The sequence below is a fragment of the Paenibacillus sp. FSL W8-0187 genome, assembly GCF_037969755.1.
In the GTDB taxonomy this organism is placed as follows: Bacteria; Bacillota; Bacilli; order Paenibacillales; family Paenibacillaceae; genus Paenibacillus_AQ.
Genome location: NZ_CP150206.1, coordinates 7,119,930 through 7,142,294 on the forward strand (window position 1 = coordinate 7,119,930; position 22,365 = coordinate 7,142,294).

The 22,365-nt window shown below is 51.3% G+C and carries 19 protein-coding genes and 1 other annotated feature; of the genes, 13 read left to right on the top strand and 6 right to left on the bottom strand.

Annotation, left to right across the window (positions count from 1 at the left end; genetic code table 11):
• Positions 1–194: 194 nt before the first annotated feature.
• The 3 genes from MKY48_RS32250 to MKY48_RS32260 are packed head-to-tail and all read left to right on the top strand — an operon-like array spanning position 195 to position 4,204.
• A complete protein-coding gene (locus tag MKY48_RS32250; protein ID WP_339268788.1) occupies positions 195–1,862 on the top strand; it encodes a spore germination protein in 1,668 nt (555 codons plus the stop codon).
• Between the two features lie 30 nt (positions 1,863–1,892).
• Positions 1,893–3,002: a spore germination protein gene (locus tag MKY48_RS32255; protein ID WP_339291970.1), complete on the top strand. Its 1,110-nt coding sequence runs from the start codon at positions 1,893–1,895 to the stop codon at positions 3,000–3,002.
• Entirely contained in the window at positions 2,999–4,204 is a 1,206-nt protein-coding gene (locus MKY48_RS32260) for a Ger(x)C family spore germination protein (RefSeq protein ID WP_339291971.1), read from the top strand. The genes MKY48_RS32255 and MKY48_RS32260 overlap by 4 nt, the downstream gene beginning before the upstream one ends.
• A 46-nt stretch (positions 4,205–4,250) precedes the next feature.
• Here MKY48_RS32260 and MKY48_RS32265 read toward each other — a convergent pair whose 3' ends face one another.
• Entirely contained in the window at positions 4,251–5,666 is a 1,416-nt protein-coding gene (locus MKY48_RS32265; RefSeq protein ID WP_339291972.1) for a hypothetical protein, read from the bottom strand.
• Positions 5,667–5,789: 123 nt separating this feature from the next.
• Positions 5,790–6,098 carry a hypothetical protein gene (locus MKY48_RS32270; protein WP_339291973.1) on the bottom strand — a complete coding sequence of 103 codons (309 nt, stop codon included), beginning with the start codon at positions 6,096–6,098 and terminating at the stop codon, positions 5,790–5,792.
• A gap of 131 nt (positions 6,099–6,229) precedes the next feature.
• Between MKY48_RS32270 and MKY48_RS32275 the strand changes: the two genes are divergently transcribed.
• The 5 genes from MKY48_RS32275 (at position 6,230) to MKY48_RS32295 (ending at position 12,077) form a co-directional block, all read left to right on the top strand.
• Complete coding sequence (locus MKY48_RS32275) at positions 6,230–6,931, top strand: response regulator transcription factor (protein ID WP_339291974.1); 702 nt, start codon at positions 6,230–6,232, stop codon at positions 6,929–6,931.
• A complete protein-coding gene (locus tag MKY48_RS32280) occupies positions 6,928–7,938 on the top strand; it encodes a sensor histidine kinase (protein WP_339291975.1) in 1,011 nt (336 codons plus the stop codon). Before MKY48_RS32275 ends, MKY48_RS32280 begins: the two co-directional genes overlap by 4 nt.
• A 373-nt stretch (positions 7,939–8,311) precedes the next feature.
• The gene (locus tag MKY48_RS32285) at positions 8,312–9,082 is read left to right on the top strand and encodes an ABC transporter ATP-binding protein (protein ID WP_076323776.1); all 771 of its coding nucleotides are present in this window, start codon (positions 8,312–8,314) and stop codon (positions 9,080–9,082) included.
• Positions 9,057–10,988, top strand: coding sequence for an ABC transporter permease (locus MKY48_RS32290; RefSeq protein WP_339291976.1), 1,932 nt, complete (start codon positions 9,057–9,059; stop codon positions 10,986–10,988). Before MKY48_RS32285 ends, MKY48_RS32290 begins: the two co-directional genes overlap by 26 nt.
• Positions 10,989–12,077, top strand: a complete 1,089-nt coding sequence (locus MKY48_RS32295) for a DUF418 domain-containing protein (RefSeq protein ID WP_339291977.1) — start codon at positions 10,989–10,991, stop codon at positions 12,075–12,077.
• 69 nt (positions 12,078–12,146) lie between these two features.
• Here the strand turns inward: MKY48_RS32295 and MKY48_RS32300 are convergent, their stop codons facing one another.
• Positions 12,147–13,499, bottom strand: coding sequence for a PLP-dependent aminotransferase family protein (locus tag MKY48_RS32300; protein WP_339291978.1), 1,353 nt, complete (start codon positions 13,497–13,499; stop codon positions 12,147–12,149).
• 130 nt (positions 13,500–13,629) lie between these two features.
• On the opposite strand from MKY48_RS32300, the gene MKY48_RS32305 reads away from it, so the two are divergent.
• Together MKY48_RS32305 and MKY48_RS32310 are read left to right on the top strand one after the other, a co-directional pair.
• The gene (locus MKY48_RS32305; protein ID WP_076323772.1) at positions 13,630–14,871 is read left to right on the top strand and encodes an MFS transporter; all 1,242 of its coding nucleotides are present in this window, start codon (positions 13,630–13,632) and stop codon (positions 14,869–14,871) included.
• A gap of 25 nt (positions 14,872–14,896) precedes the next feature.
• Positions 14,897–15,502: a DJ-1/PfpI family protein gene (locus MKY48_RS32310; RefSeq protein ID WP_339291979.1), complete on the top strand. Its 606-nt coding sequence runs from the start codon at positions 14,897–14,899 to the stop codon at positions 15,500–15,502.
• An 80-nt stretch (positions 15,503–15,582) separates the two neighbouring features.
• Here MKY48_RS32310 and MKY48_RS32315 read toward each other — a convergent pair whose 3' ends face one another.
• Together MKY48_RS32315 and MKY48_RS32320 are read right to left on the bottom strand one after the other, a co-directional pair.
• Positions 15,583–16,389, bottom strand: coding sequence for an aminoglycoside phosphotransferase family protein (locus tag MKY48_RS32315; RefSeq protein ID WP_339291980.1), 807 nt, complete (start codon positions 16,387–16,389; stop codon positions 15,583–15,585).
• 22 nt (positions 16,390–16,411) lie between these two features.
• On the bottom strand, positions 16,412–16,867 hold the full coding sequence (locus tag MKY48_RS32320) for an SgcJ/EcaC family oxidoreductase (RefSeq protein WP_339291981.1): 456 nt from the start codon (positions 16,865–16,867) through the stop codon (positions 16,412–16,414).
• 234 nt (positions 16,868–17,101) lie between these two features.
• Here MKY48_RS32320 and MKY48_RS32325 point away from each other — a divergent pair, with 234 nt between their 5' ends.
• Entirely contained in the window at positions 17,102–17,932 is an 831-nt protein-coding gene (locus tag MKY48_RS32325; protein ID WP_339291982.1) for a MerR family transcriptional regulator, read from the top strand.
• A 193-nt stretch (positions 17,933–18,125) separates the two neighbouring features.
• Positions 18,126–18,890 (top strand): SDR family oxidoreductase, encoded by a 765-nt coding sequence (locus MKY48_RS32330; protein ID WP_339291983.1) that lies wholly within the window; start codon positions 18,126–18,128, stop codon positions 18,888–18,890.
• 231 nt (positions 18,891–19,121) lie between these two features.
• On the opposite strand, the gene MKY48_RS32335 is transcribed toward MKY48_RS32330, so the two are convergent.
• Positions 19,122–20,699 (bottom strand): sigma-70 family RNA polymerase sigma factor, encoded by a 1,578-nt coding sequence (locus MKY48_RS32335; protein WP_339293570.1) that lies wholly within the window; start codon positions 20,697–20,699, stop codon positions 19,122–19,124.
• A gap of 276 nt (positions 20,700–20,975) precedes the next feature.
• Positions 20,976–21,253, top strand: a binding site (T-box leader).
• Positions 21,254–21,301: 48 nt separating this feature from the next.
• Between MKY48_RS32335 and trpS the strand changes: the two genes are divergently transcribed.
• Positions 21,302–22,285: a tryptophan--tRNA ligase gene (trpS, locus tag MKY48_RS32340; RefSeq protein WP_339291984.1), complete on the top strand. Its 984-nt coding sequence runs from the start codon at positions 21,302–21,304 to the stop codon at positions 22,283–22,285.
• Positions 22,286–22,365: the final 80 nt, after the last annotated feature.

Genomic DNA, 22,365 nt, shown 5'->3' on the forward strand with positions numbered 1-22,365 from the left:
GCATCCCATCAGGACAGCGGCCTGGGGATGCCCCTTTTTGTTATCCCGTTTTTCAGCAATTGATTATATAAGTTCAACGGCGCAGGGTCTTCTTCCTGATATTGAAATAACAGGAATTTTCAAGATCACCTCGGGTAACAATACACTTGATTCACATTATGATCTATTGCTAAGAAATTGCGGGGTGATTTTCATTGTGGTCAGTCATTGTATCCTATATTCCGAAGTGGACGATTTGGGTTCAAGCTTTACTACTCGTACTGGTACCCATCCTCATGCTGGCATTAACCAATTGGTTTCGGAAATCTATTAATTCGAGTTACTCCCTCAAACCGAACAAGCCCTCTCCCCCCGAGAGGGAGGACAGTGTTTCGCCGCAGGCTCTCATGACAGGGCTTTACGATGCGGATTTAACATCCGTCCGTAAAGCAATCGGTAACAATGGGGACGTGGAATTCAGAGAATTTACGATCCGGGGAACGGGAACGCGGGCAGCCATCGTTTTTGTCGACGGATTGATGGACAACGATCTTATGGACACTCATCTCATAAGGCCCCTCATGTTGGTGGGAATTCCGGAAGCGGAGCAGGAACACTTCAATCGTTCAAGCGATACGATCAAAGCCTATATCAGCAGCCAGATGCTTCCTGTAAGCGAAATTAAACATACCGATAGATTATTGGAACTCGTACAATCTGTTCTTGCGGGCACAACCAGTTTATTGGTAGATGGAATGCAAGGCGCCTTCCTGGTTGGTTCTGCCAAGGGGAAGAGCCGAAATATAGAAGAACCTTTATCCGAAGCACTTCTTCGGGGCCCGCGTGTCGGGTTTACTGAGAGATTGGCAGACAATACAGGATTGCTGCGGCTTCACGGAAAAAACGAAAGCCTCCTGCTCACCAGATTTGAAGTTGGGAACCGTGTGAAAAAAGATCTGGTCATCGCCTATATGAAAGATATTGCCGACCCGAAGCTGGTCGATGAGGTCGTTACGCGAATTCAGAAAATCGAAATCGATGACCCTCTTGAATCGGGATACATCGAGCAGTTGATTGAGGAAAATGTCATGAGTCCTTTTCAGCAAGTGCAAAACACGGAAAGACCCGATAGGGTGATCGGGGCTTTACTCGAAGGGCGGGTAGCTATCCTGCTTGACGGCACACCGTATGCTCTAATCGTGCCTGTCACGTTCAGTATGCTGCTGCAGTCGCCGGAGGATTATTACGAGAGATGGATCTCGGGATCCTTTGTCCGCTTATTGCGTGTTCTCTCCGCCCTGCTGGCACTTCTGGCTCCGGCACTGTACATTTCGTTTATTTCGTTTCACCCCGGTCTAATTCCGACCAAGCTAGCGTTAACAATTATTGAATCCAGGCAAGGTGTGCCTTTTCCCTCGCTTATTGAAGCGCTCATCATGGAAGTTGCCATAGAAATATTACGGGAGGCCGGTATTAGATTACCTAAACCAATCGGACCTGCCATGGGTATCGTAGGCGGTCTGATTATTGGCGATGCTGCCGTAAATGCCGGAATTGTCAGTCCGTTTCTCGTTATTGTCGTGGCCGTGACCGCCATCTCTTCCTTCACGATCCCGGTCTACAGTGCCGGCATTACACTGCGCGTTCTCCGGTTTACCGCGATGTTCTTTGCCGCCGTACTTGGACTGTTTGGAGTCGTTATGTTTTTTCTGCTTCTCTGCAGTCATTTGGTCATACTGAAGAGCTTCGGCGTACCTTATGCAAGTCCAATGGTGCCTTACGGCATCAGTGACTTGAAGGACTTCCTCATTCGGTTCCCGCTGAAAGTGATGAAGAAAAGACCTCAAATGTTAAACCCGAAGGACCCTGACCGCAGAAATTAATCATCCTATGCACGAAATGAGGCTAAGACCATGAGCAGCACAAATAACAGCACCCATGACCAGATTACCACATCTCAAGCTGCCGTCATGATCATTAACTACATGCTGGGTGCCGGTATCCTGACGCTCCCCAGAACGACGGTGGAGGCCGCCAAAACGCCGGATGTGTGGATCTCGATTCTCATCTCCGGGTTGATCATCCTGTTGTCAGGAATGATCGTCGTGTCGTTATGCCGAAGATTTCAAGGGAAAACGTGGTTTCAATTTGTACCTGAGATCACCGGGAAATGGCTGGCTTTTGTTTTAAGTCTGCTGTTTATTGGTTATTTCATTACCATTTCCGCTTTTGAGATCCGGATAATGGCGGAGGTAACGGGGTTATATCTGCTGGAAGGCACGCCCGTTTGGGCCATCGTGATGACCTTTATGTGGATCGGTCTGTATTTGACCACCGGGGGGATCAACAGTATCGCCAGAATCTGCGAGATCATTCTGCCGATTACGCTGGTTTTTTTCCTCGTAGCGATCCTATTGAGCAGCAATATTTTTGATATCAAAAATTTAAGGCCGGTACTCGGCTCAGGGTTTATGCCTGTGATTCGGGGGTTAAAACCATCTTTGCTATCTTTAACGGGTTACGAGATCATGTTCGTTGCCATGGCGTTTATGAAGTCTCCCAAAAAAGGCACCAAAGCCATGCTCGTTGGCATTACGGTTCCCCTGGTCATCTATTTAATCACCGTCATTATGGTTATTGGCGGGCTCTCCATAAACGGAGTTGAGACAAGAACATGGCCAACACTGGACTTAATGCGGAGTTTTGAAATGCAGGGACTGATATTCGAGCGTTTTGAGTCCCTACTGCTTGTCATCTGGATCATGCAAATATTCTCGACCTTTACGATTACGCATTACGCAGCTTCTCTCGGCTGGTCCCAACTGCTTAAGAAGAACATACGCTCCTTTCTCTTTATTCTGCTTCCTGTCATCTTCCTCATCGCGATGATTCCGAAGGACGTATCGGAAACATTCAAGCTGGGAGATACGGTTGGCAACATGTCAATCTATTTATTCGGTGGGCTTCCGCTCATTCTATTACTGATCAGCATCGCCCGCAAGAAAGGTGTGAAGCCTAAATGAACAGATACATAAGATATGCGTCCGTATTGTCGGCAAGTTTGCTGCTTTTTCTGACTACCGGCTGCTGGAGCAGCAACGAGATCGAGGATGTCAGCGTCATTGTAGGTTTGGGACTGGATACAGCGAATGAGTCCAGGTTTGAACGGGACATTAATCAACAGGGAGCATCCTACCCCAAAAAGAAAGTGTTGACGGCAACGGTTCAGATTGTACCCCCGATTACAGGAAAAAATGAGAAAAAAAGCGGGGGCAGTTCGTCATCGCCAAGCAAGGCCTACCTGAATGAACAATTAACGGGAGATTCCGTCTTCCAAATCTTCCGTCAATTTTCTTTACGCAGAGACCGTCCGCTTGTTGCCCACCATCTGAAGGTCATCGTGGTTTCAAGCGAATTAGCCAGAAGGTATAGCTTGGAACAGATATTTGACTTTATTCTCCGCGATAACGATATCCGCCCCAGCTGCCTGGTGGTGGTAAGCCACCGCAGTGCACTTGAAGCGTTGAGCTCCAATGAACCCGGTGAGATCCCCGCTCTCTACTTAATGGGACTCGTGGATAACCGCTATCGTTCCAACAAAATCATCCCTCCCATGAGCCTTATTAAACTCGACAGCACCATGCAATCGGGGGAAAGCTTCCTGTTACAGAATGCCGTTACCGCCCAAGGCGAGCATAAATTTTCGGGAGCTGCCATTTTTAAAGGCAGCACCAAGAAATGGATCGGAGAGTTAAGCCAATATGACCTGGAAGGCTTGTTATGGGTCATGGAAGATGTGAAGGGAGGGTCACTGAAGACATATGCGCCAAAAACCGGGCATACCGTAACCTACGAACCCAAGAATTCCCATAGCACCATCATTCCTAAAGTTCAAGGAGACGAGATTTCATTTCATATCAAGATCGAATCAGAAGGCAGATTAATTGAAGACTGGAGTTTCCCGGAAATCCCCTCATCCGGGCAATACATCAACGAGTTGGAGCAACAGTTTGAAGAAGAAGCACGCAAACAGATCGAGCAGGTGCTGAACAAAATGCAGCATGTCTATCATGTGGACGTTGGGGGCTTTGGTGATCAGGTCCGCATCAAACATCCAAAATTGTGGAAGAAGGTGAAGGAGAATTGGGATGAAACCTTTAGCCATGCCCCTATTACGTATGAAGTCAAGATGAACATAACAGACTTCGGTTCCTCAACAGACTAAACGAGCGCTGACGAATACTGTCAGCGCTATTTATGTTTGCCATGGCTTACACCAGAAACATCGCCACGACGGTAGTCACGGTCAGACCTAGCAGCACCGGCTTCAAATTTCGTCTGGCAAGCTCGAACGGGCTGACTCCGCAGATGGCTGCAGCCGGGATCAACGCCCAGGGAATGAGCGTACCGCCACCTACCCAGATTGCGGCAACCTGCCCAAGCGCCGTCAGGGTAGCCGCGCCCGAGCCAATGGCCGTAGCGAACAGCTGCGCGATCGAGCCGGCAAGCGATATACCCGAGAAGCCCGAACCGTCAAGCCCTGTAATCGCGCCGGTGATCGTCAATGTTACCGAACCCACCGCACCGTTCAGCGGCACCGCATTCGCGAGGGCAACCCCCAGATCGTTCACGATCCCATGAGATGCTTCCGGGAGCACTTTACCGAACAATTCGGTAAATGCTGCATCCCCCAGATAGAAGAACGCCGCAATAGGAATGACGGGACCGAATACTTTGAATCCAAACATGAATCCCTCGATCAAATACGAGGTGACCTTCTCTAATCCCCGGTTGCGGTGAGCCAGCAAGGCAATGACACTGAGGATAAGGACGGCTGTGCCGCCGACCAAGGCCGTTGCATCTCCGCCCTGCAGCTTTAGGATGAACATGGTGACAACGTCTGCCGCGAACAACAGCAGAATGATGATAGCCAACCATTTTTTCATAACCGGCGATATCGCCGAAACAGCATTATCCTCTTCGGTACGCGTGGTAAGCGCGTCTCCCGTGCTTTTAATGGTTACCAGTCCATCTCTCCAGCTGCCGTTCCGCTGATCTCTGCGCATCATCCAGAATGCCGTTACGGTTGTCACAAGTCCCATGACGATCACGAGCGGCACACTGGCAGCCATAACGCTGGATACAGGCAAACCGGCTGCATCCGCGGTTAATTTAGGCGCACCCTGGATAATATAATCTCCCGATAGCGCAATGCCGTGACCGAACAGATTCATCGCCACCGCCGCACCGAGGGCCGGCAAACCCACACGGATGGCCACAGGCAGCAGGACCGCACCAATTAACGCAACTGCCGGTGACGGCCAGAAGAAGAAGGACGTGACCATCATAATGATTCCGATGCCCCAGTAAGCCATCGCGGGAGTACGTAGAAACCGGGTTAGCGGGGCCACCATCGTCTCGTTGATCCCCGTCTTGATCAAGACTCGGCTCATCGCCACGATGATGGATATAATCATGATGGTGCCCATCAGCTCTTTGGTCGCATAGATGAATGAATGAAAAACGCCGGAGACCGAGCCGCTTAGCGTTTCCGTAGCCAGAAGGCCAAGCGCAAATATTCCGGTAATACAAATAAGCGACGTATCGCGCCGCCGAATCAACAGCGTCATGATCAAGACGATAAACGCCAGGTACACCCAGTGAATCGCGGTTAAATAGATCCCCATATGAAGTCACGCCCTTTCTCAGGCAGCAGGTTTGATGTGACTACATCTTATGCATGGGCCTGGGCAAAGGTTAATTCGGGATCGCGCCATGATTCACAACTCGATTGGGCAGTCTCAAGGGGCCTACATTCTATTATCTCTCGTTATATTTCTCCTGTTCATTGCCGCTTCGTTAGGGGCATGGGCACAAAAGACATGGGGATGGTCGGCAACAGTGGGACTATATGTTACATTCATATTTTCCATCTTCATGTCAACAGGTGTTGCCATGCGAGTGTCCGACATTGATATCAACGCGCAATTCTTTTGGAAACCTATACTCTTGATTATCATCTCCATTGCTGCGTTATGGTTTTGGTTTCGAGCGGCCATCCGCAGCAGATTCCATCTACAGCTGAAATCAGCGATATTGCTTACTTTGGTTGCCAGCATCGGGTTCATTCTCCTCGCAGTTCTCATAGATTACCTCCAATTCAGAATCATAGACCACTGGATTTCCAACGTCTTCTCCAATTCGGTATAGTAGTACATGATGTAGTTTGGAGTTAAAAGGAGTTGGAACCGTGTATACCATCCTGATTGTAGAAGATGATGAACGCATCGCGGATAAATTAAAGTCGGCTATTTCCAAATATGATTTTAACGTACGGATCACTGAAGACTTCAGCCGTGTCATGGACATTTTTGCGGACACGAAGCCGGATCTGGTTCTGCTGGACGTCAATCTGCCGAAATTCGACGGTTTCTATTGGTGCAGGCAAATCCGTACCCAATCGCACTGCCCGATCATCTTCATCTCGGCGCGCGACAGCGGCATGGATCAGATTATGGCACTGGAAAACGGGGCGGATGATTATATAACGAAGCCGTTTGACATGGAGCTTGTTCTGGCGAAGATCCGCAGCCACCTGCGCCGTGCAGTCGGTGCCTATGCCTCCGGTCAGGAGGATGAGCATACCGTCGAAAGCGCCGGTCTCATCATCTATCCGGAGCGATTCGTCGTGACTTATGGAGACGAGTCAGCTGAGCTTACCCAGAAGGAAGCCGCCCTGCTTACGATGCTGATGGAAAAAGACGGCCGTGTGGTCAGCCGTGAGCGGCTGCTGGACCTGATGTGGGAAGATCAGCATTTCATTGATGACAACACGTTAAATGTTTATATTACAAGGGTTCGCCGCAAGCTTCGTGAGCTGGGCGCCGGAGATCTTATCGAAACAGTCCGGGGAGCAGGCTACCGGTTCATGACAGGCAGGGAGCCTCAATGAGACTCTTCCTGCGGGAGCATCTCCCGCTCATATTGTTTTTTACCGTTCAAATGCTGCTCATCCCCCTGCTGTACTGGCTTACCGGTGAAGGCAGACCTTTTACTGTCGTGCTATATGGGGTGCTGTTGAGCAGTGTCGTGCTGCTCCTCTATCTTGCATACCGGTATCTTTCCCATCGCACAATGTATCAAGAGCTTTCTTCCGAGGAGCTTTCGGAGAAGGAATTCTTAAGCCCTCCCCTGGGTGAAGCGCCTCTGCCGGAAGCGATACACGAGCGGATCAGCCATTATGAACGCTTATACCGCGAACAGCTGCATCGACATCAGAGTCAAACCGACCAGCATCTGGCTTTCGTCAACCGCTGGGTACATCAGATGAAGACCCCGCTGTCGGTGATTCAGCTAACGCTCGATGAAGTCGAAGAAGCACCCGCCGAACATATTCGGGAAGAGCTTGAGCGCATTCGCAAAGGCCTCGAAATGGTGCTGTATACCGCACGCCTGGACCGGTTCGAGCAGGATTTCGCGGTAGAAGCCATCGGCCTTCGTGCCGCGGTAAGCGAGTCCGTCGTCGAGAACCGGAAGCTCTTCATTCGTAAGGGGATTACGCCGGTGTTCCAAATCGATGATCAGATCTCCGTCTATACGGATGCCAAGTGGTTTCGATTTATGCTGGGTCAGATTCTGACGAACGCTGTGAACTACTCCGGCAGCCCCGGCAAGAAGATTCAATTAACCGCAGAAGAAGCGGGGAAACACATCAAACTTCATATACGCGATGAGGGTATCGGCATTGCGCCCGAGGACATCAATCGGGTGTTCCATCCCTACTTCACCGGAGAGCGCGGTCGGCAATATCATGAATCCACCGGTATGGGCCTGTATCTTGTCCGTGAAATTGCCCATAAGCAGAATCACACCGTCCAACTGGAATCCACGCTGGGTGAAGGAACCACCGTTACCTTGACGCTGCAGAAAGCAGTAAAAGAAGACACATCTCATTCTTAGGTGTGTCTTCTTTGCATTGGACAGAGGCTAATTTCATATCGATCATCTCAGAATACGAACAAAAAATACGAACATAACCTTATGGGAGATGTAAGCTCCGTTTCACCTAAATCCATAGCACGGTCAGGTCAGTATACGATAGAGTTAGGTTACACTAATGAGGTTGTTCAAAAAGTCGTCTTTTGATCACGAAGGGAGTCAAGAAGTAACTCGGCATCGAATCTTGAATTCAGCCGGGCCTTCCGGTGCTCACGTACCCAAAACGTACGCTCCGCTCCTCACTCCCTAGCTTCATCCAACCTTCTCGGTGTTGAAAATCCGACTTTTTGAACTCGCACACTAATGAGGTATACAGAAAGGAGCTTCTGGGTTTATGGATATTCTTGAAGTAAAAGCATTAAACAAAGTATATGCGGGCAAAGTGGCGACACAAGCTCTTACCGATATTCATCTCACCATCCAAGAAGGGGAATTCGTCGGCATCATGGGCCCTTCTGGCAGCGGCAAAACCACCCTGCTGAACATGGTGTCCACCATCGATCGTCCAAGCTCGGGCGAGGTCAAGATCGGGGGCAAAAATCCTTATACTATGAAAAAAAGCGAACTTGCCCACTTCCGTCGCAGACAGCTCGGCTTTGTGTTTCAAGATTTCAATCTGCTTGATACGTTAACGGTTGCCGAGAATATCGTGCTTCCGCTTACGCTGGACCGCCGTCCGCTCAAGGACATGGAGTCGCTGCTGCAGCAAACCGCTTCACGGCTTGGCATCCGCGAAATTCTGAATAAACGCGTGTACGAAATTTCGGGAGGGCAACGACAGCGCACCGCGATTGCCAGGGCTATCATCGGCGCACCTCTGTTATTGCTTGCGGATGAGCCTACAGGAGCGCTCGATTCCAACTCCTCACGCATCGTGATGGAGTCGTTAGCTGAGATTAACGAGCGGGATCGTACCACATTGATGCTAGTTACGCATGATCCTTTGGCCGCAAGCTATTGCAACCGCATCGTCTTTATTAAAGACGGCAAGCTTGCCGCCGAAATTCACCGCGGAGAGAACCGGCAGGCCTTTTTCCAAAAAATCATCGATACGCTATCGTTCTGGGGAGGGAATACAAGTGAGCTTTCCTCAATTCGCGTTTAACAACGTCCGGCGTAACGCGCGTCAGTATTTCGCTTACCTGCTTAGCAGCTCGTTCATGGTCATGATCTTCTTTACGTATGCGGTATTCATCTATCATCCGGCTATCGAGAATTCGCCTATGGGTACCATGACACGTACGGGAATGACGATTGCCACGGTCATCGTCTACGTGTTTGCGTTCTTATTCGTGCTATATTCGATCAGCGTCTTCCTGAAGTCGCGGAACCGGGAGTTCGGCATTCTTACGATCCTCGGAGCCGAAGCCAAACAGATCAATTGGCTGATCTTCCTGGAGAACATTCTGATTGGCGCCATTGCCATCGTAACGGGCATCACCAGCGGAATGCTGTTATCCAAGGTATTCCTGCTCATCAGCACCAAAGTAATTGATATGGACGAGTTGCCGTTCTATTGGCCGGTCAAAGCGATGCTGCTGACCGCCGGTGCGTTCGCCGCGCTGTTTCTCGTCATTTCGCTCTTTACCTTGTTATTTATCCGGAAGAATCAGGTCCTGGAGCTTCTCAAAGGCACCAGCAAACCGAAAACCGAACCAAAATCCAATCTGTTCTTGGCCCTCTTGGGCGTGGTGCTGCTTACCATCGGCTTTACCGTTCTTCGCGTCAAAGTGTTAGATCCTACGGGATTGATGATCGCCGCGGTAACCGGAATTATAGGCACGTATTTCTTCTACTCCCAGCTATCGGTGTGGGTTGTCCGCATGCTGCAGCGAAATCGCGCGACTACCTGGAAAGGCACAAACCTGCTGTGGATTTCCGAAATGAGTTACAAGATCAAGGACAATGCCCGCATGCTGTTTCTGGTCACGGTTGTGGTGGCCCTGGCTTCCATGAGCACGGGTTTCGTACTGGCCATGCAGCAATCGATCAAATCAGTGTATTTGGATAACCCGTACGCGCTTAGCTACACCTACTATAGCGATGCCGACGAGACTAAGGTGCAGGATGAGTTGGCCCTGATTGAAAAGCGACTCCAATCAGAAGGGCTTGAGTATAAACGGGCGGAGGTCGAGACCATCTACTATCGCTTGTCAGCGAATGGGGAGGACTCCTTGCACATCATGCCGCAATCCCAATACGACCGTTTGGCTGCCATGATGAATACCAAGCCGGCTGGGACACTCGGCGAGAATGAAGCCTTATTGACGGAAACCCCGAATGCAGCGAAGAAGAGTAAGGGGAAACTAACGGAAGCGGATATCGATTTATCCGGTCAGCCCTACTCTTTCAGCTTGGAGAACCGGACAGACCGGATTGCGGCTGTGGTATATAGCGGCAGATTGCTGGTCGTTACGGACACCATGTTTGAAGAGCTAAGGGGAGAGAACAAAGCAGATGGAATCAGTGTGAGTCATACGTATCCGTTTATTCTTCCCGATTCCCAAGGGCTCCCTCAAAAGGATGACCCTGAAACCAAGCTCGGCCTTGAGCTGTCGGAATGGAACCGGGATGCCATTCATGAAGGGTATGTTCAATCCAGGGCGGAGAACTATTACACCAATAAACAAGGATTTTCGTTATTCAGCTTTATCGGGGTGTTTGTTGCCTTGATATTCTCAATCTCATCGGCAAGTTTCTTGTATTTCAAACTGCATACGGAGCTTTCAGCTGATCAAGCGATGTATCGTTCTCTGTCCAAGATTGGACTCAGTGCGCGGGAGATGAACATCTCCGCAACGATTCAGATTGCCGTACTATTCTTTATCCCCATCCTGGTTGCAGCCCTGCAGTCCCTGGTTGTGCTCGGTCCGATTCTCGGATATCTGGATGTTCCGTATGTAAGCGGTCCTGTGTTGGTTGCCTCATCGGCATTCCTGGTCGCCCAAACGATCTATTTCTTGATCGCCAGAGCCCGTTATATTAAATCCGTGAATGGAATGATGGTGTGAATGCATATAGAACAAAAAGACACAGTGACTCAGCATCGGCCTGCTACCGGAAAGGGGCGATTACATTTTTTAGACCAGTTCAGGGGGTTTGCCCTCCTTGGTCTGCCGTTTGTTAACGTATTGGCAATCTGGCTCATCGCCACGCCGGAAACCTCAGCGGATTTTTGGCTGCAGCGAGGGCTTAACTTTTTCGTAGAAGCCCGATTCTACACCATCTTCACGTTCCTGTTCGGACTTGGGTTCTACATGTTTCTATCCCGAAGCGCTTCATCGGGAGGTAAGCCGAGACTTCGGCTGTATATTCGCCGGTTAGCGATTCTGGTGCTGATCGGGTTCATACATCAGCAGTATCAATCCGGGGAGGCCTTGTTTCATTATGCGATTGTCGGTCTGCTTGCGGTTCCACTCTATTGGGCACCGCGGAGGGTTAATCTTGGCATTGGATTGGCGGGGTTTACATTTGCGGCGATCATGGGTATCAAACTGCTGACCATCCCGTTCCTGATCCTGTTAGGGCTGGCCGCAGGCCAATATCGATTAATGGACATCATCAGCGAGGGATTACGGTTAAGCAAGCTGCGCATGGTTTGGCTGCTGTCGTTATTTGGAACCGTCATTGCCATCGGGGCTATGTGGTGGGCAGCACCTCCCGAATCGATGTCACCGTTTCTATTCAAGATAGAAGGCGAATCACCATCTCCAACCATGGAAGCGGCCTTCACTTTGGCACATATCGGGATAGCGACGGGCCCTCTCGTGTCCGTATTTTATCTAAGCTCACTCTTAATGCTTCAGCGTACCCGCATAGGTGCGAAAATGCTGTATCCGTTGCAAGCATATGGGCGAATGGCGCTTACCAACTACATTGGACAGACCGTCTTTCTGGTAGGGATTCAGCGTTTGATCCTAGACGCCTCGCCCACCACGTATGTTGTATCGACACTCGTTTCCCTAGGGATTGTGGCCTTCCAGATCATAGCCAGCAATCTGTGGATGCGTTGGTTCCAATTCGGACCTCTCGAATGGTTGTGGCGATGTGGTACCTATGGGTCCATCGTGCCGATTCGCAAAAAAACAGGAGCCCTATAGGTTCCTGTTTTTTTGGGGTTTGTTATTGCCGAGTGGCCAGATAAACTCCCCATATCAGTGTCCCTCCCGCTATCTCATCCTCCGCTCCAGGCGCCTGATCTCCTGCTCGATGACCGTCAATCCCGCCTCAATCCGGGGTTTCTCCACCCCGATTATACATAACCGAATCCGGTCATTTTGCTGATTCTCAGGCAGCAGGTGCAAATCCACGTTCGTAACCGAAACCCCTCTTTGCATCAGGCGCTCCTGCAGTACAGATGCCTTTACGTATTTCGGGAGGCGGAGGGTGATGAACACGCCGGAGGAAGGGCAAGTATAGGAAATGCCGCTGCCGAAGACACGGGCACACACCTCGGTGGCATATCGCATCTTCTCCCGGTAATGCGCCCGAATTCTGGCGGTATGGCGCCTGTACATTCCACTCTTGATATAAATTTCAAGGGCGCCTTGAGAGAGAATCGGAGATGAAACGTCCGCAGCGTTCTTATACGTTATGAACAAATCCAGCAAGAGCTCGGGAAGAATAACGGCACCCATTCGAATGCCCGGCAGAATCGTTTTCGAGAAGCTTTTGACATAGATGACATGGTTTGACTGATCCAGTGCGTACAAGGGGTCTGCCTTCGCATCCTCCTCCAGATCCGCCAGATAATCGTCTTCCACGATATAGACATCATACTGCCGGGCAAGCTCCGCGATACGCAGCTTCTGCTCCAGCGAATACGAGGTGCCTAGCGGGTTAAGGAATCTCGGTACCGTATAGAAGAATTTGATCTGTCCACTGCGAAAATGAGACTCCAACACCTCCATGTCGATACCCCGCTCATCGCGCTGGATTCCGATCACCGGACAGCCTGCAACGCGGGCTGCCGCCAAGAAACCGAAATACGTCGGCTGTTCTACCAGCACCGCCTCTCCCTTACCCGGAAAAGGCATGCGCGTCAGGATCGAGAAGGCTTGCTGCGCTCCAGTGACCACAGCGATGTGATCGGGTTTCGCAAAGATCTGCTGCCCATAGAAATACCTGCTCAGCTCGTTCCTTAAAGAGAAGATCCCCTGCGGATCGGTGTAACCGAACAGCTCCTCCTTATACACGGAAATCGCCTTCCGTAAGCAGTGCTCCATCTCCTGGAACGGCAAAAAATCGCCCCGGGGTGTCGTTGAGGCGAAATCAATCGGCTCGCTTTCCGTTCGCGCCGAGGTGCGGTTCTTCCCTTCTACAAGGTAGTATCCGCTCTTGGCTACCGGGTAGATGACATCATCGCGCTCCAAGGTCTGATATGCACGAACGACCGTGTTGGGACTACAGGAGAACATTTTGGCCACGGCCCGGACCGAAGGCAGCTTATGGCCTGACCGGATATGCCCCCCTTCCACTTCCCGGATCATATACGCAACAATTTGCTCGTGCTTCGTGTCCATCCCACTCATCCCCCTGTATTGATACAGTTGATCTAAATTGTCCTGTTCATTTTCTGCTCCATGATTAGAATTAGCTTATTCCATGACATAGCGGAAGTAAAGACATAGGAAAGGAGCTGACGGGTCAGCGATGAAAAAAGATCGGGGTTATGCGTGGATCATACTACTGTATCTATGGACACTTGGTTTTGCAGCGGCAATCAGCCGGTTTGTTATGTCTTATTACCAGCACGAAATGGCACGGGATTTGGACGTGGACCTGACCTTTATTAGCTTCACATGGTCCTTCAACATTGCCGTCGCCGCTATCTGTTCTCCCCTCGGCGGATGGTTAACCGATAAATACGGCCCCAAAAAAATGATGCTCCTGAACGCCCTGTTTGGTGTACTGTCCATGCTGACCGTGCTTACGCTTCATCATCCGGCGGGATTTTTCATAGGACTCGGACTGCTCTCCGGCCTCTCCGGCATGGCCGCGAGTACAGGATATGTCGTGGTTACAAGCTGGTTCAGCCGGCATAAGGCGAAAGCGCTCATGATCATGACCAGCGCAAGCTCCCTCGGCCTGGCCATACTGACGCCTCTATTTGTCAGCAATCGGGATTGGCTTGACTGGACAACGGCATTCACCATCACCTTGTGGATTACGCTCATTTCCATACCGCTCACTTTCCTTATCATGAAGGAACGCCAACCGGGTCAGCACAGAGAGAAACCCGCTGTTTCGGATTCACCCCCATCAACGGGACGACTGCCGTTCCTCTCGATCGCCAGGGAGATGGTAACCAACCGGACGGTACTCCTGGTGGTCTTTGCCTTGTTCACTTGCGGCTTCAGCATGGGAACGGTTGAAATGCACCTGATGGCCATCCACCGGCATGATCATGTCGGCTCGGTAATGTTCACATCCTCACTGAGCATTCTCGGTCTGCTTGAGTTGGCAGGCGGGCTGCTGTTTGCCTTGCTCCTGGATCGGATGTCCAGAAGTTTGGCACTGTCCTTCCTGTATGCATTCCGAATTCTGGCCTTTACGATGCTGTTTCTGCACTTCAGCATTTCTCCGATCGTCTTCTCGGTCATCTTCGGAGCCAGTTATTTAGGGGCCATCCCCGGTGGCATATTGGTGGCTAGCGAAGCTATGGGCAATCGCTCCGTTGGATTGCAGACAGGAACGCTGCTTATTTTCCATCAAGCGGGAGCTGTTCTCGGTTCTTTTTCCGGCGGATTCCTGTTTGACCTCACGAACAGCTACCAATGGTTGATCGGCCTCAACCTGATGTTCAGCGCCTTGTCGGCTATGGGCTACTATCATCTTCATCGTACGTCGAATCGAAGACGTTCCGTCCCGGGTCAGTCGTCAGCCGAGGCTTAATAAACCCTATAGGCAGGTGTTCTTAATGAAAATGGCTTTTATTCTGTTCCATGGGATGACATCCCTGGACCTTATCGGCTTCACCGACGTGATGACCAGGCTCTCCCGCATCCGTCCCGACTCGGAAATCTCCTGGGATTACTGCGCGATGAGCCCGCAAATTACGGATGATCGCGGACTGGAGTTTGTCATATCCAAGGTAAGACCGAATCTGTCGGAATATGACCTGGTCTTCGTGCCCGGCGGCTTTACTACGAGGGAGTTGAGATTCGACCCGGGCGTACTGGCTTGGCTGCGGACAGCCCGGGAAGCAAAATATCTCGCATCCGTGTGCACCGGATCGCTGCTGCTTGGCGCGGCCGGGTTGCTGGAGGGCAAGCGGGCTACCTCCAATGGTTCGGCTTACGAGCTTTTGGCACCCTACTGCAAGGAAGTCGTTCATGCACGCATTGTACAGGATGGCTACCTCTTTACGGGCAGCGGGGTCTCTTCATCCATCGATCTTGGCCTGTACGTGCTGGAGAGGTTAACCGATGCAGCCACCGCGGAACGGGTGAAATCGGATATGAGCTACCCGTATTACCAGACGGGAAACTCATCCTCGGTCTATCATGCCAAGACAGGCGTATAAATTCCGAAAAAGGCTCCCCGAAATGGGCCCACTTTCCCTATTCCGAGGAGCCTGGCGGGTTCATAAAAGCCTAATCTCCATTAAGCATAAACACGCAGCCGATCATCAATTAGACCCAGCAGCCATGCTCTTTCTCCAGGGACATCCTCTCTCAGCCTGGCTGCCGCTACCGGCAGCATCCAGCGGTCGATCTCCTCCATCTTTGCATGAGATAATCGACGATATTCATTCAGGTATATTTTATTCCACAGCATTCGGGCCATCCGAAGCGGAATCACCATAAGGCTCGACTGTTCGAGGGGATGAAAAGGAGATTGAAACATCAGGGATGTCCTGGCAATGTCGCATAGAGGGTCACCAATCGTGGCGTTATTCCAATCGATCGCCCGGTATCCGCTCTCCGCCACGATCACATTGTCCGGGTGGAAGTCGCCATGACAGATGGAGTCCCCCTCAGGAAAAGAGTCCAGTACCTTGCATATGGCCTGCGCCTTTCCCTGCAGGATGCCGCTTGCATCTAGAATTGCATGCTCCAGCCTTTCTTTTTGCGGCGGCAGCAAGGTTGTCGTGCAGCCATGCATCGCATGTTGGAGCCGTGCCATCTCACGGGCGCACTTCATGAGCTTGCGCGGTGACGATTGAACCTGATGCAGCATCGACGGTCCTGTCACCCGTTCATACACCAGCCCCGTTCGTCCCTCGATATCCACCATGTCAAAGACGGCAGGGGCAGGCACGCCCGCTTCCGCAACGATGCGGCCCATCTCCGCCTCATATGTCACCCATTCCGGGGGGTACCCTTCATAATACAGCTTTAAAGCCTGAGACTCTCCCCATTCATACACCTCTGCGCTCCTGCCTCTTCCAATCTGTGTACCCTTCTTCAAAGCATTTCCTCCGCTTCCTACGTCAGCTGGATTTTGATTTCGAACGCATCATCAACCGCTGAATCCAGCCTGGCTTCTGAATCCGGCAGTTGTGAAATGCGGATATCTTCCATTCCCCGTTCTGTTTGATGAGCACGTTGGTATTAATCGAGAATCGGCTGGTGGGCGGCTTCTTATGAAATCTTAGCTGTACCGCTCCTGTTGCGTGGGCTATCGCAAGCTCCGGGGTCAGGAAACGCAGTTCCGTTGGGGTGGCTCCCGCCACCAGCTTGGAATCTCGCAGAACCCCGTTCCACAGCTCCTGATGGACCTCATCGATCTCTTGGCGGCCCTTCAAGTGCTGTCCGCTAAACGTGACGTAATCCGCATCATCCGTAAAGCATTCCGCATAAGCCCGGCCATTCCCTTCTCCCCACGCCTTGGACAGCGAATCGAATAACGTTTGGATCGCCTGGCGATCCTCGTACGTTCCGTTCATCAGCCTCATCTCCATTCCTTTCTTGCTCTTAAGCGGGATCGCTGAATCTTCTTTGAACCCATTGTATGATAATCCGGCCGTTTTTGAATTCCCACTCCAGGATGAAAACCGACTCGGTCTTGGGACCGAGTTGTTCCTTCAGAACCGGCGAGCTAAGTTCTTTACGTACGCAGGAGCGCGAGATATGATATCGTTATCCACGCAGACCGAATCGTAAAGGAGGTTGCCATCGGCATGATGAAGATCAGCGCTTTTGCCAAGGTCAGCGGCATTTCCATCAAGACATTGCGATATTATGATGAGCTGGGCCTATTGAAGCCGGCCCATGTTGATGAACAAAGCGGATACCGTTACTATTCCGAGGAGCAGCTTCTGACCGTAAAGCGGATTGCCGCTTACAAGGAACAGGGGTTTACCTTGGAACAGCTCAAGCCTTTTTTTGAAGAGGATATAGGAACCGATGTCGTAAAGAACAAACTTGTGGATAAAATGACGGAGCTTCAGCATGCGATGCAGACCCTCCAGCTGCAGCTGGATGAGGTGAACAGCAGGATGTCGCGCCTGGAACCATCCGAAGCCGGTGATCCGGCAGGCCTCATCCGTATCCGGGAAGTCCCATCCCAGCTCGCCGCTTCCATTCGCGACCAAGTCCCCCGCAGCCAGCTATGTCTCTTGCTTGATGAGATTACGACATACGCGACCTCTTATGGAGAACCCGAGGTCAGTCAACTCATCATCCTTTGGCATGATGACGGCAGCGGGATTGCCGACGTTGCCGACATCGAAGTCGCAGTCCCCATAACTAGGGACATACCTGCTAATGGTCGGGTGCGTGTAGACTTCCTACCAGAGCTGCAATCTGCCGCATCTCTTGTCCATCGTTGTGATCCGTACGGCTATAGCTGTCCCGCCGTACCCGAGCTCAAGGCATGGATTTCGTCCCAAGGCCTCGTTCAATCGGACCGGGAGCCGATCCGCGAAATTTATCTCACCTCGGATAAAGATATCTACGGCAAGAAGCGCCCTGTGGAATTGCTTATCCCCTTACAAGGTAACGCGGAGTAACCCTTCCTTGCCGTGATAGGCTACCGAAAACGAACCTCGACCCAGCCTCCATCCGTACTTACAGCAGCAGTAATCTGGCATGACTTTTATGTTCATGAAAAAACTCTAGAAAAATTCTAAATCACCCTCTTGACTCTCCCCTTAACAGGAGAGTGTACAGTAACGTTAAATCGAACAAGAGGAGTGGGGGTTTATGAAACGATTGGAAGGCAAAATTGCATTAGTTACAGGCGGAAGCCGGGGAATCGGCAAAGGAATTGGGCTTCGGCTGGCAGAAGAAGGGGCTCTGGTCGTTGTGCATTACGGAACCCGCCGGGATGCTGCGGATCAGGTTGTCCAGACCATACAAGATCAGGGTGGGCGAGCTATCGCCCTAGGCGCCAAACTGGAATCGGTAGACGGAGCAAAAGGACTCATTCATTCGCTGGAGGAGGAACTTCTTCGCGTAACGGGGGACAACCGTTTCGATATTCTGGTGAATAACGCAGGCATCGGAACCTCCAACACCTTTGAAGAGACGACCGAGGAAAGCTTCGATGAGCTGCTTGCCGTCAATGTAAAAGCACCGTTCTTCCTGGTCCAACAGGCGTTGCCGCTCCTTCGTGACGGCGGACGCATCGTCAACATCTCCTCCGGTGTTACGCGTATCGCCTATCCGCATATTATGGCTTACAACATAACCAAGGGAGCCATCAATACGTTCACCTTGCATCTCGCGAAGCTGCTGGGTCCACGTGGGATCACGGTGAATGCGGTTCTACCAGGTATCGTGGATACGGATGTGAATGCTGCATGGCTGCATACACCGGAAGGGCAGTTGCATGCCGCGGAGATGTCCGCGCTTGGCCGAATCGGCCAGCCGTCCGATATTGCAGATGTCGTCGCGTTTCTCGCATCCAGCGACGGACGCTGGGTAACAGGACAAATGGTTGACGCAACCGGCGGTTCACATCTGTAACTATAATAACAACGTCTATCGACGCACTCTCAAAGAAGACAGACCGCGTTTAGCGGTAGTTTTTCTTGCGATATCAGGCAGCAGACCCCTCCGAAGTTTATACTTTCTGATATCTTAAAAAGAGCTATCCTTGCTTGGCATTAACGCCAAGCAAGGATAGCTCTTATGCTATATTCTGCTGGTAATCGGATCCGCCAATCTACTCAAGATCGCTTTTTCCTGTACCTGTTGTTAATCAGATTCGCCCATCCGCACAATCGACTTCCGCTCCGGGTTCCAGCGCCATGACGGAGCCTTACCCCGCACAAGCAGACCTCCTACCCATTTATCGGTCGTTCCTGTGTAGGGGGCATAGTCGGACTTCCCGGCTAATACCTCCCGCCCCAGACTCGTCACTTGCAACACCCGATCTTGGAAATGGGGTACAGCTAGTTTGAAGTCGGGAAAAGGTGCTGTACCATCGATTACGAGCAAGGAATCCGGTCCCTCTGTCAGCTTCGCCAGGTAATACCAGAACTCCAGATCTCCCATTCCCAGTGAATGGAGCTGGTCACCTACCTTTCGGAATAACTCATGAGGCTTATGGATTCCGCCCGCTACAGCCTCTAACGTGGTCTGCTCAATGATCCCAAGTCCATTGTTCACGGAGGGCAGCCGTGCCAGATGGGCTGCGAATGCAGCCCTAGCAAAAGGCAGTGCCGAGGAATCAACCTCCAACATGCGCTGATGTTTCTCCGGCAGATCCGAAGTATAGGCTTCCCACAACATACTGCCCAGCATGAGCTCTTGTTCTCCAATCGTGTGCCATGTGCCCGATAAAGTCTCGAGCTGCTCCGTGCTGAGCTGCCCCAACCCACGAAAAAGCTCGATGCCCGGGTATGCGCCAATGCACAGCAGACTCAGCTTCGTATTTCCCAGTGACTGCTCCTTAAACCAATGCAGCAAATAAGACAGCATCGTCTGGTCAAACAGATCATGCTCAAACCAGAGCACGATTTCATCATATTGCTGAAAATCCTGAAGCTTCCTCTCCTGCGCCTCGCAGGTCCCGATATATTCCTTCTGCGGAATCCCCAGCGTTTGCTCCAGATACTGAGCTCTTGTTCTCCGATGATCCGGCACGTCCATCTTCGTGAAGACCGGACCAAAAGAATAAAGCTCTCGCCACACCAGAATGTCCCCTTGAATGTTCCCTTGCTTCAGCTTATCTCCTACCGAATCCCCATTAACGATATGCAGCATACGTCTTCCTCCCTCATACAGATCGGTGAACACCGATACAAAGTCGGCTACGTGCAGCGTGTTCTTCAGCTTCCGCCGGGCATCAAAGAGTCGCTTCTTCAAAGCCGGCAGGGATATATCCAAATATTGCGAGATCTCCCGCAGGCTGTAGCCTTGAAAATAATAGAGCTGGACCGCAATCCGCATGCCGGGTGGCAAATCTGCGATCGTGGCATGCAGCTGACCGATCAGCTCTCTCTTTTCCACAACCGACTCCAAGCTTCGCTGATCTCCCACCGGCAATTCCATCTCATGCAGCGGTAACGTCTGAAATTGCTTGCGGCGCACGTCCCTGTAACACTGCCGCTCAACGATCACTTTGAACCATCCGGGAAAACGCCGGGGATCCTGCAGCTTATGCAGATTCGCAAAGGCCTCCGTAAATGCCTCCTGCACGGCATCTTCCGCTAAATGTTGATCCTGCAATTTATCGTAGGCCACGGCCAGCGCCATGCCGGTAAAATGCTGAACCAAGCTTTCCTGGGCCTCCGCACTGCCCCGCCGGGCTGCCTCAATCCACTGGAACACGTTCACTTAAACCTCCCTTCCCGGTGTCTCTAACACTTAAGTGCCGATTCGTATAAAAAAGGTTACCTCACATTAAAATATTTTCAGTTCTTGTATGAAGAAAAACTGATCGTGGAAGCTCTTCATTGCCTTCCCCAACGCCGCGTGGTGGCCGTTTATCCGACGATAATCCCTCTTGACATTCACTTAACACCTATGTAATGATACTCTTCAACTCATCTTGTTCTCTCTTCAGATTCGAAAAGAGCTGCGCAGATGAACTTAAGAACAACATACCACACGGCTATGAGAAGAAATAGTAGCTTATCTCTCGAGGTCCAAGCGAACCGGCGAATGGTGCGAGGCCCGGTACCCCGAAATAAGTGAATGGATCTTCTCGCTTCAACCCGAACCTCCGATCTGTGCCGGAGCAGTAGGCCTTGACGGCTCTCCACCGTTATTTTGGGAGATATGACAGGAATAATGGTGCATTTTCCCCATTTCCACGTCATGCTTAAGAGCGACCGTACAGTCGAATTTGGGTGGTACCGCGAAAGTTACACTTCGTCCCATGGAGGGATGAGGTGTTTTTGTGTTGTTCGCAAACAATCAGGAGGTGTGTTATGAAACGATTATTGTCAGGAATTAAGCCGAGTGGAGATTTGAATATTGGCGGATACGGGGGTGCTCTCCGTCAGTATCTGAAGCTGCAGCATGAGTATGAGTCCTATTTCTTCGTGCCGGATCTGCATGCGATCACGGTCTATCAGGATCCCATGGAGCTGCACCAGCGCACGCGGGACATTGCCGCGCTGTACATTGCGTCGGGCATTGACCCCGATAAAGCGACGATCTTTCTGCAATCCCAGGTCCCTGCGCATGTGGAGCTCGGGTGGTTGTTGGAGACGCAGGCGCATTTCGGGGAATTAAAGCGGATGACCCAATTCAAGGAGAAATCGGACGGAAAAGATACCGTAAGCTCCGCGTTGTTTACGTATCCGGTCCTGATGGCTGCCGATGTGCTGCTCTACCAGGCAACGCATGTGCCTGTCGGTGACGACCAGAAGCAGCATCTTGAATTGACACGCGATCTGGCCGAGCGCTTCAATAACCGGTACGGCCGCACGTTTACGGTGCCTGAGCCGATCATTCAGGATATTGGCTCCCGTGTCATGGGCCTTGACGATCCGTCCAAAAAGATGAGCAAGAGCAATCCGAATAAAAATAGCTGCGTCCACATGATGGATACGCCGGAGGATATCCGCAAGAAATTCTCCAAAGCCGTTACCGACTCCGATGGCCAGGTCCGGCATGACTGGGAGCAGAAACCGGCGGTCAGCAATCTGATCGAGATTTATTCCGTATTCTCCGAGGAGGCCATCTCCGTCATCGAGAAACGGTATGAGGGCCAAGGATACGGCACGTTCAAGAAAGAATTGGCCGAGGTGGTCATCGAAAAACTTCAGCCGATCCAGGAGAAGTTCCATCAAATCGTGAATTCCTCCGAGCTTGATCGCATTTTGATGGACGGAGCGAAGCGGGCTTCCGAAACCGCAGGCCCAACACTGCTTGCCGCCAAGAAAGCGATGGGATTGGTCACGTTCTGAAAGAACCGAGAGGGCGTCCCCTTGATGACTGTTTCCTTATCGGGAATCAGAACAAGGGACGCCCTGCTTATTTTGTTGGC